Annotated in this window: 11 protein-coding genes and 2 pseudogenes; 6 read left to right on the top strand and 7 right to left on the bottom strand. The window is 69.3% G+C overall.

Annotated elements, in window-relative coordinates; genetic code table 11:
* The first annotated feature begins 31 nt into the window (after window positions 1-31).
* Entirely contained in the window at window positions 32-394 is a 363-nt protein-coding gene (locus tag VE759_RS13190) for a PH domain-containing protein (RefSeq protein WP_324932989.1), read from the top strand.
* Window position 395: 1 nt separating this feature from the next.
* Here the strand turns inward: VE759_RS13190 and VE759_RS13185 are convergent, their stop codons facing one another.
* On the bottom strand, window positions 396-1,232 hold the full coding sequence (locus VE759_RS13185) for a DoxX family protein (RefSeq protein WP_324932910.1): 837 nt from the start codon (window positions 1,230-1,232) through the stop codon (window positions 396-398).
* Between the two features lie 150 nt (window positions 1,233-1,382).
* Here VE759_RS13185 and VE759_RS13180 point away from each other — a divergent pair, with 150 nt between their 5' ends.
* Window positions 1,383-2,501 carry a PQQ-dependent sugar dehydrogenase gene (locus VE759_RS13180; RefSeq protein WP_324932907.1) on the top strand — a complete coding sequence of 373 codons (1,119 nt, stop codon included), beginning with the start codon at window positions 1,383-1,385 and terminating at the stop codon, window positions 2,499-2,501.
* A gap of 31 nt (window positions 2,502-2,532) precedes the next feature.
* On the opposite strand, the gene gatB is transcribed toward VE759_RS13180, so the two are convergent.
* Window positions 2,533-4,041 carry an Asp-tRNA(Asn)/Glu-tRNA(Gln) amidotransferase subunit GatB gene (gatB, locus tag VE759_RS13175; RefSeq protein WP_324932904.1) on the bottom strand — a complete coding sequence of 503 codons (1,509 nt, stop codon included), beginning with the start codon at window positions 4,039-4,041 and terminating at the stop codon, window positions 2,533-2,535.
* A gap of 152 nt (window positions 4,042-4,193) precedes the next feature.
* Between gatB and VE759_RS13170 the strand changes: the two genes are divergently transcribed.
* Window positions 4,194-4,922, top strand: coding sequence for an NAD(P)-dependent oxidoreductase (locus VE759_RS13170; protein WP_324932901.1), 729 nt, complete (start codon window positions 4,194-4,196; stop codon window positions 4,920-4,922).
* Here the strand turns inward: VE759_RS13170 and VE759_RS13165 are convergent.
* From VE759_RS13165 to gatC, 3 genes are read right to left on the bottom strand one after another with little or no spacing between them, the layout of a single operon-like run.
* Complete coding sequence (locus VE759_RS13165; protein WP_324932898.1) at window positions 4,892-5,923, bottom strand: ATP-dependent 6-phosphofructokinase; 1,032 nt, start codon at window positions 5,921-5,923, stop codon at window positions 4,892-4,894. The genes VE759_RS13170 and VE759_RS13165 overlap by 31 nt on opposite strands.
* 36 nt (window positions 5,924-5,959) lie before the next feature.
* The gene (gatA, locus tag VE759_RS13160; RefSeq protein ID WP_324932895.1) at window positions 5,960-7,447 is read right to left on the bottom strand and encodes an Asp-tRNA(Asn)/Glu-tRNA(Gln) amidotransferase subunit GatA; all 1,488 of its coding nucleotides are present in this window, start codon (window positions 7,445-7,447) and stop codon (window positions 5,960-5,962) included.
* Entirely contained in the window at window positions 7,444-7,743 is a 300-nt protein-coding gene (gatC, locus tag VE759_RS13155; RefSeq protein WP_324932892.1) for an Asp-tRNA(Asn)/Glu-tRNA(Gln) amidotransferase subunit GatC, read from the bottom strand. Before gatC ends, gatA begins: the two co-directional genes overlap by 4 nt.
* Before the next feature lie 78 nt (window positions 7,744-7,821).
* On the opposite strand from gatC, the gene VE759_RS13150 reads away from it, so the two are divergent.
* Window positions 7,822-8,481, top strand: coding sequence for an amino acid-binding protein (locus tag VE759_RS13150; RefSeq protein ID WP_324932889.1), 660 nt, complete (start codon window positions 7,822-7,824; stop codon window positions 8,479-8,481).
* A 60-nt stretch (window positions 8,482-8,541) separates the two neighbouring features.
* On the opposite strand, the gene ligA is transcribed toward VE759_RS13150, so the two are convergent.
* Entirely contained in the window at window positions 8,542-10,644 is a 2,103-nt protein-coding gene (gene ligA, locus VE759_RS13145) for an NAD-dependent DNA ligase LigA (RefSeq protein WP_324932886.1), read from the bottom strand.
* Between the two features lie 40 nt (window positions 10,645-10,684).
* On the opposite strand from ligA, the pseudogene VE759_RS13140 reads away from it, so the two are divergent.
* Window positions 10,685-10,774, top strand: a pseudogene (locus tag VE759_RS13140) (MmcQ/YjbR family DNA-binding protein); the annotation flags it as partial.
* Window positions 10,775-10,834: 60 nt separating this feature from the next.
* On the opposite strand, the gene VE759_RS13135 reads toward VE759_RS13140, so the two are convergent.
* On the bottom strand, window positions 10,835-11,845 hold the full coding sequence (locus tag VE759_RS13135; RefSeq protein ID WP_324932883.1) for a methionine synthase: 1,011 nt from the start codon (window positions 11,843-11,845) through the stop codon (window positions 10,835-10,837).
* A 37-nt stretch (window positions 11,846-11,882) separates the two neighbouring features.
* Here VE759_RS13135 and VE759_RS13130 point away from each other — a divergent pair.
* Window positions 11,883-12,232 (top strand): annotated as a pseudogene (locus VE759_RS13130) (sensor domain-containing protein); the annotation flags it as partial.

Genomic DNA, 12,232 nt, shown 5'->3' with positions numbered 1-12,232 from the left:
GGTGGCTGACCAATCGTCGTCGGACCCGCCCGTGGTGATCCGGATTTCGCCGGTGGCGCACATCGCGGTCGGATTCCTGACGCTCGGCCTGCTGGTGCCGGTGCTGACGTGGCCGTCGATCGGCGCGCCGCTGCTGATCATTCCGGTGATCCTGTCGGCAATGATCGTGCGGCTGCGCACGGTGGCGGATGCGCAGACCGTGACCGCGCGCACACTGTTGGGCAGCCGGACCGTGCCGTGGTCCGATGTCGCGGGGCTGCGGTTCATCAAGGGACGATGGGGCCGTGCGCAATTGCGCAACGGCGACCAGTTGCGGTTACCAGCCGTGACGTTCTCGACGCTGCCGCAGCTGGCCGCGGCCAGTCAGGGACGCGTACCGAACCCGTACGCCTGACTCAACCGATCGGGTTGGCGCCGTTCAACAGCATCCAGGCCCCGACCCCGCCGCCGATGCCGATCAGCAGCGCCGCCAAGCAGCCGAGGAACGGCCGCCGGGCCCATCCTCGCCCCACGTCGAAACCGATCCGTCCCGGACCGGCTAGGATCACCGCGGCCACCGCGACGATCAACACCACCTGGTATTCGATGCCGTCGGGCAGGAAGAACGACAGGCGTCCGCTGCGGTGCTGGGCCGCGACGTTGGCCAGCAGCGCGTTTGTCAGATACGCGAGGGCGGCGGCGCCGGCCAGCGGCGTGAACAGTCCCAGCACCAACAGCACCCCGGCCGCGATCTGGGTGCCGGCCGCCAGATAGCTCAGCATGCCCGCGTGCTGATAGCCCGCGTCGGACAGCGAGTTCCCGAAGCCGGCGAGGCCCTGCCCACCCCACAGTCCGAACGCCTTCTGCACGCCGTGGGCAACGAGCACCGCGCCCACGCCGACGCGCAGCAGCAGCAGGCCGAGGTCCTGCGTGCCACGCCGGCCGGCGGCGCGGACGCGTTCGTCGACGATCTCGTCGGGACCGACTTCCTCGGGACCCACCGCGGCGTGTCGGCCGGGGCCCGATTGCACGTACGGCAACGGCTCGGGCTCACCGAGCAGCCCCAATCCGGAACTGCTGGATGTCTGGTTGCCGGAGTTGTACCGCGGGATCGCGGTAGTCGTGAAATCCCCTGCGTAGTTCGCCGAGGGCAGGTCGTCTTCCGGATCGACCAGGCTTGCCGAGCCGGGCCGCACAGTGCTGGTGTCGTCGGGCCGTTGCCAGGTGCGCGGGTCATCCGGGTGACTGGTCACGCTGCCAGGGTAAGTGCAAGCAACCCGCGAATCGAGGATTTGCGGCCCGCCGTCACCGCACCTTTACCTACGCCTACCTACGCCGTCGGCTGCCCGGGCGGGGCGTGGCAACGTGGCGAGCGGAGCCGTACTGTCCGTAACCTGGCTGGCATGCGAATGCGGGGCCCGGTCACGAGCGCGCTCGCGGTGCTGTCCGCCGCGCTGCTCCTCGGCACCGGATGCGCGCGGTTCAACGACGCGGTGTCGCAACCGTTCACCACCCAGCCCGAAATCAAGTCCGGGCCCAGCAGCAGCCCGCCGCCACCGCCGCCACTGCCGCCGATCCCGTTTCCGAAGCAGTGCCCGGCGCCGAACGTGATGCAGGGCTGCCTGGAGACCACCAGCGGCCTGATCATGCTGCCGGACAGCAAGTCGGCGCTCGTCGCCGAGCGGGTGACCGGCGCGGTCAAGGAGGTGTCGGTCAACGCCGAGCCGAAGGTCAAGACCGTCATACCGGTGGACCCGGCCGGCGACGGCGGACTGATCGACATCGTGTTGTCGCCGAAGTACTCGCAGGACCGGCTGATGTACGCCTACGTCAGCACCCCCACCGACAACCGGGTCATCCGCATCGCCGACGGGGACATCCCCAAGAACATCCTGACCGGGATTCCGAAGGGCGCCACCGGCAACACCGGCGCGATGATCTTCACCAGCCCCACGACGCTCGTCGTGCTCACCGGCGACGCCGGCAATCCCGGCGCGGCGGCCGACCCGGCCTCGCTGGCCGGCAAGGTGGTCCGCATCGAGCAACCCACTACGGTCAACCAGGCGCCGCTGACCACCGCGATGACGGGCATGGGCGCCGGCGGGGGAATGTGCATCGACCCCGCCGACAATTCGCTGTACATCACCGACCGCACGCCGACCGCGGACCGGTTGCAGCGCATCGCCCCCGACTCGAAGCAGTCGACGGTGTGGACGTGGCCCGATCGGCCCGGCGTCGCCGGCTGTGCGGCGATGGAGGGCACCGTGCTGGTGAACCTGGTCAACACCAAGCAGACCGTTGCGGTGCGCCTGGCGCCGGGAAGCGCGGCGGTGACCGGCCAGCCCGAGGTGGTGCGCCAGGACATTCATGGTCACGCCTGGGCGCTGGAGGTTTCCCCCGATGGCAACGTGTGGGCCGCGACGGTGAACAAGACCTTCGGCGATGCCGAGAAGCTCGACGACGTCGTCTTCCCGGTGTTCCCCTCGGGCGGCTTCCCGCGCGCCCCCGACGATCTGACGTAGCGTCGTCGATCTGACGTAGCGGTCGTGCGAGTCACTGGCCGCAGGCCGCCAGCACCAGTTCGCGCACCCGGGCCGCGTCGGCTTGCCCGCGGGTCGCCTTCATCACGGCGCCGACTATCGCTCCCGCCGCGGCGACCTTGCCGCCGCGGATCTTCTCCACCACATCCGGATTGGCGGCCAGCGCCTCGTCGACGGCGGCCCTGATCACCGAATCGTCGCGCACCAGTTCCAGGCCGCGCGCCTTCATCACCTGCCCGGGTTCGCCCTCACCGGCCAGCACGCCCTCGACGACCTGGCGGGCCAACTTGTTCGACAGCTTGCCCTCGTCGACCAACGCGATCACCGCGGCCACCTGCGCCGGCGCGATCGGCAGCGCATCGAGCTCGACACCGGCCTCGTTGGCCTTCTGCACCAGGAAGTTTCCCCACCACGCCCGCGCCGCGTCGCTGGACGCCCCCTGCTGGACGGTGGCGGCGACCAATTCCACCGCCCCGGCGTTGACCAGGTCGCGCATCACCTCCTCGGAAACGCCCCACTCCTGCTGAATCCGATTGCGGCGCAGCCACGGAAGCTCAGGAATCGTCTGCCGCAGCCGCTCGATCGTCTCGCCGCTCGGCGCGACCGGCTCCAGATCGGGCTCCGGGAAGTAGCGGTAGTCCTGCGCGGTCTCCTTGCTTCGCCCGGGCGAGGTGTAACCGTCCTCGTGAAAATGTCTGGTCTCCTGCGTGACTCGGCCACCGGATGCGAGTACCGCCGCCTGGCGGCGCATCTCGTAGCGGACCGCAACCTCCACGCTCTTGAGCGAGTTGATGTTCTTGGTCTCGGTGCGAGTGCCGAATTCCTTTGCCCCGATCGGCTTCAGCGACACGTTGACATCACAGCGCATCGAACCCTGGTCCATCCGCACATCGGAAACGCCCAAGCCGCGCAACAGGTCGCGCAGCGCCGTCACATAAGCGCGGGCGATCTCCGGAGCCTGCGCGCCGGTGCCCTCGATCGGCTTGGTGACGACCTCGATCAGCGGCACACCGGAGCGGTTGTAATCCAGCAGGGACTTCGTCGCACCCTCGATGCGGCCGGTCACGCTGCCCAGATGGGTCAGCTTGCCGGTGTCTTCCTCCATGTGCGCGCGCTCGATTCCGGCGCGAAACGTGGTGCCGTCGTCCAGCGGAAAGCACAAGTAGCCGTTGACCGTGATCGGCTCGTCGTACTGGGAGATCTGATAGTTCTTCGGCATGTCCGGATAGAAGTAGTTCTTGCGGGCAAACCTGCTCCACGGCGCGATCTCGCAGTTCAGCGCCAGGCCGATGCGGATCGCCGAGTCAACGGCGGCGGCGTTGAGCACCGGCAGCGACCCGGGCAGGCCCAGGCACACCGGACACACCTGGGTGTTGGGTTCGGCGCCGAACGTGGTCGGGCAGCCGCAGAACATCTTGGTTGCGGTCGACAGCTCGACGTGGACCTCGAGGCCGAGCACCGGTTCGTAGCGGGCGATGACCTCGTCGTAGTCGAGTAGTTCGGCCGCGGGGGCAAGCGTCATGGCCCCGATTTTAGGTGGCCTGAGCCGACGGTTCGCGGCACGACCGGCTCGCCGACCGGCCGGGGCAGGCCTCGGGGGGCAGAGCCTCGTCAAGCCGCCAGCCGATCCGGTAGAGTGATAGTCACTACAGGTGACTATCAGGAGGAGTGAGCATGAGAATCGTGATCTTCGGCGCGAACGGGCAGACCGGACGGCTGCTGACCCGGCACGTCGTCGATGCTGGGCATTCGGCGGTCGCCGTGACCAGGCGGCCCGGCGAGTTTCCGTGGCAGCACCCCCGGTTGACGGTCGCGGGCGCGGACGTGCGAGTCGAATCGGCGCTCGCGCCCGTCATCGACGGCGCCGACGCGGTGCTCTCGACGCTCGGTGTCGCGTTCACCCGGCAGGCCGTCGACACGTATTCGGTCGGCACCGCCAACATCGTCAACGCGATGCGCCAGACCTCGGCGCGGCGACTGGTCGTGGTCAGCTCTTCGGCGGCCTACCCTGCCCCCGGCCGGCGGCACGTGCCGTTGGCGTTGCGGCTTTTCGAACCGCTCATCACCCGCACCATCGGCAAGACGGTCTACGACGACATCAGGCGGATGGAGACCGCCGTCCGCAACAGCGGCCTGGACTGGACGATCGTGCGGCCGTCCGGACTGTTCGACCTGCCCGAACCCACCAATTACGTTGCCGGAGAAGTCGATCCGGTGGGCGCGTTCACCGCGCGCGTCGACCTGGCCGACTACCTGCTAGCGCTGGCCCAAGACCGAGACGCGGTCGGCAAGTCGGTGATCATCTCGACCACCGAGCACACACCCACGGTGTGGCAGATGATCCGCCGGGAGGCGTTCAAGAGCGACGAGGCTCAGCCGAAAAACGCCGCCGCGTCGTCGTAGCGGCTCTGCGGCACCAGCTTGAGCTGGCGCACCGCGTCGGCCAGCGGGACACGGCCGATCTCCGTGCCGCGCAGCGACACCATCTGCCCGTACTCGCCGGCGTGCGCGGCGTCGGCGGCGTTGATGCCGAAGCGGGTGGCCAGCACGCGGTCGTAAGGGGTGGGCGTGCCGCCGCGCTGCACGTGGCCGAGCACGGTGACCCGCACTTCCTTGTTGATCCGTTTCTCGACCTCGACGGCGAGCTGCTGCGCGACGCCGGTGAAGCGCTCGTGGCCGAACTCGTCGATGCCGCCCTGACGCAATTGCATCGAATCCTGTTTGGGCTTGGCGCCCTCGGCGACCACGCAGATGAAATGCGAGTCGCCGCGCACGAAGCGGCCCTTGACGAGTCGGCAGACCTCTTCGACGTCGAACGGCTGCTCGGGGATCAGCGTCATGTGCGCACCGGAGGCCAGGCCGGCGTTGAGCGCGATCCAGCCGGCGTGGCGGCCCATCACCTCGACCAGCATCACCCGCTGGTGCGACTCGGCGGTGCTGTGCAGCCGGTCGATCGCCTCGGTGGCGACCGTCAACGCGGTGTCGTGGCCGAAAGTCACGTCCGTGCAGTCGATGTCGTTGTCGATGGTCTTCGGCACCCCGACCACCGGCACGTTCTCCTCGGAGAGCCAGTGCGCGGCAGTCAGCGTGCCCTCGCCCCCGATCGGGATCAGCACGTCGATGCCGTTGTCGTCGAGCGTCTGCATGATTTGGTGCAGTCCGGCATGCAGCTTGTCCGGATGGACGCGGGCGGTGCCCAGCATCGTGCCGCCCTTGGCCAGCAGCCGATCGTTGCGGTCGTCATTGCGCAGCTGGATGCGCCGGTCTTCGAGCAGGCCGCGCCACCCGTCGAGGAATCCGACCACCGAAGAGCCATATCGCGCGTCGCAGATTCGCACCACGGCGCGGATGACCGCGTTCAGGCCTGGACAGTCGCCGCCGCCGGTGAGGATGCCGATCCGCATGCCTTCATCTTGCCCCCTCGCGCAGCGCCGGGCAGGTCAGATCGGCGACGGCAGCGGGCCCCGGGCGGCCTCGTAGGCGGCACCGACCCGATACAGCCGGTCGTCGGCCAGCGCGGGCGCCATGATCTGCAGGCCCACCGGCAGCGAGTCGTCGGGCGAAAGACCCGACGGCACCGACATTCCGCAGTGCCCGGCCAGGTTCAGCGGCAGCGTGCAGAGGTCGAACAGATACATCGCCAGCGGGTCGTCGACCTTCTCCCCCAGCGGAAACGCGGTCGTCGGGGTGGCCGGCGACACCAGCGCATCGACCCTGCCATACGCCTCGTCGAGATCACGCGCGATCAGCGTGCGCACCTTCTGGGCCTGGTTGTAATACGCGTCGTAGTAACCGGCCGACAGCGCGTAAGTGCCAATCATGATGCGGCGCTTGACTTCCGGGCCGAAGCCGGCCGCACGTGTCAGTGCCATCACCTCCTCGGCGCTGCGGGTCCCGTCGTCGCCGACACGCAGCCCATAGCGCATCGCGTCGAACCGCGCGAGGTTCGACGACACCTCCGACGGCAGGATCAAGTAGTACGCGGGCAACGCGTAATCGAAGTTCGGGCACGACACCTCGCTGACGTCGGCGCCCAGCGCGATCAACTGCTCGACCGCGGCGTTGAACGACGCCAGCACGCCGGGCTGGTAGCCGTCGCCGCGCAATTCCTTGACAACACCTATCCGCACGCCGCGCAAGTCGCCGCCGGCACCGAGCCTCGCCGCCCCGACGACGTCGGGCACGCCGGCCTTCACCGACGTCGAGTCGCACGGGTCGTGCCCGGCGATCACCTGGTGCAGCAGCGCGGTGTCGAGCACCGTTCGCGCGCACGGCCCACCCTGGTCCAGCGACGACGCGCACGCCACCAGCCCATAGCGGGACACCGTGCCGTACGTGGGTTTCACGCCGACGGTCGCGGTTAACGCGGCGGGCTGTCGGATCGATCCGCCCGTGTCGGTGCCGATCGCCAGCGGCGCCTGAAACGCCGCCAGCGCGGCCGCGCTGCCGCCGCCCGACCCGCCCGGCACCCGGTCCACGTCCCACGGGTTGCGGGTCGGCCCGTACGCGGAGTTCTCCGTCGACGAACCCATCGCGAACTCGTCCATGTTCGTCTTGCCCAGAATCGGGATCCCGGCCGCGCGCAGCCGCACCGTCACCGTCGCGTCGTACGGCGATCGCCAGCCGTCGAGAATCTTGGACCCGCATGTGGTCGGCATGTCGGTGGTGGTGAAGACGTCCTTGAGCGCCAGCGGGACACCGGCCAGCGGCGATGCCGGCTGCTCGCCGGCGGCCACCGCATCGTCGACCCGCGCCGCGTCGGCAACCGCCCGTTCGGCGGCGACGTGCAGAAAGGCGTGGTAGCGCCCGTCGGTGGCCTCGATCTGGTCGAGGCACGCCCGGGTCAGCTCGGTGGACGACAGCTCGCCCGCCGCGATTTTGCCGGCCAGCGTCGCCGCGTCGAGCCGGATCAGGTCGCTCGTGGTCACTCCGGTTCCCCGAGGATCCTCGGGACCGCGAACCGGCCGTCGACGGCTTCGGGTGCCTGGTCCAGCGCTTGTTCCTGGGTCAGGCCGGGCACCACGGTGTCGGGCCGGGTGACGTTGACATCCTTGAGCGGATTGCCGGTCGGTTCGACGTCGCCGACGTCGACGGCCTGAATCTTGCCGACATAGCCCAGGATCGCGTCGAGTTGACCGGCGTAGCTGTCCAACTCGTCGTCGCTCAGCGCCAGCCTGGCCAGCCTCGCCAGGTGGGCGACCTCGTCTCGGGAGATCTGCGGCACGAGGCACAAGCCTAGTGGTCGCCAGGCGGTGCTCTCCGCCGGAATGCTCACCGGCGGGTGCTGTGCCACAGTGTGGGCGTGCCTTCGTATCTGCTGCGGGTTCAACTGGTCGACCGTCCGGGCAGCCTCGGCTCGTTGGCCGTGGCGCTGGGTTCGGTGGGCGCGGACATCCTGTCGCTCGACGTGGTCGAGCGGGCGTCGGGCACCGCGATCGACGACTTGGTGGTCGATCTGCCGGCCGGCTCGATGCCCGACATGTTGATCACCGCAGCCGAGGCGCTCGACGGGGTAAGGGTCGACGCCATCCGCCCGCACACCGGGCTGTTGGAGGCGCATCGTGAGCTGGAGCTGATCGACCACGTCGCGGGCGGCGGCGGCGGACTGGACAAGCTGCAGGTGCTCGCCGACGAGTCACCGCGAGTGCTGCGGGTGGGTTGGTGCACCGTGGTGCGGCTGTCCGACTCGGGGTTCGAGCGCATCGTCGGTAGCCCCGGCGCGCCGGAGACGGTGGCCGAGCGGGCGCCGTGGCTCCCCCTCGACCATGCGGTGGCGCTGGACGCGGACGCGGACTGGGTGCCCGCGGTGTGGCGCGACATGGACACCACGCTGGCCGCCGCACCGCTGGGTGACCCCCGTTGCGCGGTGTTGCTCGGGCGGCCGGGCGGCCCGGATTTCCGGCCATCGGAGGTCGCCCGGCTGGGCTACCTCGCCGGCATCGTCGCAACGATCCTGGGATAACGCACCACCGGTCACGCCGCTCGGCCGCCCGCGGGCGAGGTATGGATTCGGGTGCTCGTGCTACCGAGCAACCGGTGGCCCGTCGTCCAGCAATGATCGAAAGCCCTCTTCGTCGAGGATCGGAACGCCGAGTTCGACGGCCTTGTCGTATTTCGAACCGGGCGAATCGCCCGCGACGACGTAGGCGGTCTTCTTCGACACCGAACTGGCGGCCTTGCCGCCGCGGGCCACGATCGCCTCCTTGGCCTCGTCGCGGGAGAACCCGGTCAGCGAGCCGGTGACCACGACGGACAGCCCTTCGAGGGTGCGCTCGACACCGGCATCGCGTTCGTCGGCCATCCGGACCCCGGCCGCACGCCACTTGTCGACTATCGCGCGGTGCCAGTCGACATCGAACCACTCGGTGACGGCCGCCGCGATCGTCGGCCCCACGCCTTCGGCGGCGGCGAGCTGCTCTTCGGACGCCGACATGATCGCGTCGAGGCTGCCGAATTCGGTGGCCAGCGCGCGTGCCGCGGTCGGCCCGACATGCCGAATCGACAACGCGACGAGCACCCGCCACAGTGGCCGCGACTTCGCTCGCTCCAGGTTGTCGAGCAGCCGCACGCCGTTCGCGGACAAGCCGCCGTCCTTGGTGCGGAACAACTCGGTGCGCAACAAGTCGTCGCGTCCGAACGAGAACAGGTCGCCCTCGTCGGTGATGATGTGGTCCTTCAACAGTGCGATCGCCGCCTCGTAGCCGAGCCCCTCGATGTCGAGGGCTCCCCGGCCGGCGAGGTGAAATACCCGCTCCCGCAGCTGCGCCGGACAGCTGCGGGCATTCGGACATCGGATGTCGACGTCGCCCTCCTTGGCGGGCGCCAGCGGTGTGCCGCACTCCGGACAGTGGGTGGGCATGACGAATTCGCGTTCGGTGCCGTCGCGCAGGTCGACGACGGGGCCGAGCACCTCCGGGATGACGTCGCCGGCCTTGCGGATCATCACCGTGTCGCCGATCAGCACACCCTTGCGCTTGACTTCGGACGCGTTGTGCAGCGTCGCCAGCCCGACCGTGGACCCGGCGACCTTGACCGGCGTCATGTACGCGAACGGCGTGACCCGCCCGGTGCGCCCGACATTGACACGGATGTCGAGCAGCTTGGTTTGCGCCTCCTCGGGCGGATACTTGTAGGCCACCGCCCAGCGCGGGGCCCGCGACGTCGAGCCCAGCCGGCGTTGCAGGGCGACGTCGTTGACCTTGATCACGAGCCCATCGATTTCGTGTTCGACGTCGTGGCGGTGCTCGCCCCAATACGTGATCTGACCCTCGACGGCGTCGATGCCATCAACCAGCTTGGTGTGCTCCGACACCGGCAGGCCCCAGGCCTTGAGCGCGATGTAGGCGTCGTGCAGGCTCTTTGGACGGAACCCTTCGGTGTGGCCGAGCCCGTGACAGATCATCCGCAGCTTGCGCTTCGCGGTGATGGCGGGGTTCTTCTGCCGCAGCGACCCGGCGGCGCTGTTACGGGGGTTGGCGAACGGCGCCTTGCCCTCCTCGACCAGACTGGCGTTCAGGTTCTCAAAGTCGGCGACCCGGAAGAACACCTCCCCGCGGACCTCCAGCACGCGTGGGATCGGGTATTCGTTTGCCTTGCCGAGCCTTTCGGGGATCTCGTCGATCGTGCGCGCGTTCATCGTGACGTCCTCACCGGTGCGGCCGTCACCGCGGGTGGCCGCCCTGATGAGCTTGCCGTCGCGGTACACCAGCGACATCGCGACGCCGTCGATCTTCAGCTCGCACAGGTACCGGGGATCACCGCCTGTCTCGTTGCCTATCTCGTTGCGGACCCGGGCCGCCCAGGCCGCGAGCTCGTCCGGCCTGAACACGTTGTCCAGGGACAGCATCCGCTCAAGGTGCTCGGCCGGCGCGAAGTCGGTCGCGAAGCCGGCGCCGCCGACCAGCTGAGTGGGCGAGTCGGGGGTGCGCAATTCGGGATGGGCGTCCTCGAGCCCGGCGAGCTCGTTGAACAGCTTGTCGAACTCGGCGTCGGAGATGATCGGCGCGTCCTTGACGTAGTAGCGAAACTGGTGCTCGCGCACCTCGTCGGCCAGCTGCCGCCAGCGTCGCCGAACGTCGGGATCGATCGGATCCGCCGCCGAAGCCGTCGCCTCGTCAAGCCCCACGTCCGCAGGCTAGCCGACGCCGCCGACAGCACGCCGCGCGCTGAAGAGACTTGGGCGGATCGCGCTGGCCTTCCCGGAGGCGTTCGAGAAGATCTCGTGGGGCCGGCCGGTGTTCTGCGCGCCGAAGATGCTGGTCAAGCGGCTGGACCAGCTCGGCGGGGCGGGCGGGGCGCCGGTCGGTCCGTCGTAGTCAGACCGCTTCGGGGTCGTCGGCGAGCGCGTCGGCGGTCTTTTGCGCGAGCTCGATCGCGGTGCGCGCCCATTGCGGAGTTGCGCCCGCCAGCCCGCACGCCGGGGCAACGCCGATCCGCTCGGCCAGCACCGACCGTGCAAAGCCGAGCCGGTCGGTGACCGCGGCGGCCGCGGTGGCCACCTCCGCCACGGCCGGCGTCTTCGCGGGTGGCGTCGACGCGACGATGCCGAGCAGCACCGTGCGGCCGGTGTCGACGAACTCGCCCATACCGTCGAGGTCGGGCTGCTGCAACGTCGACGGGTCGACGGAGACGGCGTGAATGCAAGTGCGCCGCAGCATGTCCCACGGCAGTCCAGCGGCGCAGCTGTGTACTGCCACCTCGGTGCCCGCGGCGGTGACGCAGTCGTCGATCAACGCGATGGCCAGCGTCTCGTCGACGGGATGCACCGGCGTCAGGCTGGTCACACCCGTCAGCCGGCCGGCCAGCGCGGCCGGAAGCGACGGTTCGTCGAACTGCACGACGACCCGCGTTCCCAGCCGGCCGGACAATTGCGCGCGATGCGCCGCGACGCCCTCGGCCAGTGACGCCGCGAGATCGCGCAGCGCGCCCTCATCGGTGATGGCGCGGTGGCCGCCCGGCAGTTCGAGTTGGGCGGCCAGCGTGACGGGTCCGGGCGCCTGTACCTTGACGGTGCGTTCGCCGCCGCGCAGTCCGGCCTTCTCCCAGGCCTCCTCGAACGCGTCGACGTCCTCGTCGAGCAGGCTCGCCGCGCGCCGCGTCACCGCGCCGGGACGGGTGGTGATCCGGTAGCCGCGCGGCGTCGTGTCGATCGCGATGTCGACGAGCAGTGCGCCCGCGCGCCCGATGAGATCGGCGCCAACCCCGCGGGCGGGCAATTCGACCAGATGGGGCAACGAGTGCAGTTCGCCGACCACCACCTCGGCTGCCTCGCGGGGATTCTCACCGGGCCATGATCCGATACCGGTCGCGACAGCGAAAACGCTCACTGGATTAGTCTTCCAAACACGGAAGGGGGTCGCCGCCATGCCCGCACGCGCGTTGCTCTGGTGCGCGGCGGCCGTTCTGGTCTCGGGGTGCACGCACATGGTCGCGGGCAGGGTGTCGCCGCCTGGCGGCGCTCTCGACGTCGGGTCGAAATCCCCGGTCGACGTCGAGACCGTGATGCTCGACAAGGCTCGGATGCGGGCGATCACCGGTGCCGGCGAGGACCTGAACATCATCCCCAGCATGGACGGCAAGATTCCGGTCGACATCGAACAGTTCGCCAAGGACGCGCCGCCGCAATGCGGCTGGATATTCGAGGAAACGAAGACGTTCGGTGCCGATGTCGAGGGATTCCACAAGACGACGTTTCAGAATCCGCCCAGGGGCGG

Origin of the sequence: Mycobacterium sp. (assembly GCF_035640695.1) — a bacterium.
In the GTDB taxonomy this organism is placed as follows: domain Bacteria; phylum Actinomycetota; class Actinomycetes; order Mycobacteriales; family Mycobacteriaceae; genus Mycobacterium.
Note: the sequence above shows the minus strand (reverse complement) of the source record. Positions and strands in the feature narration are given on the sequence as shown.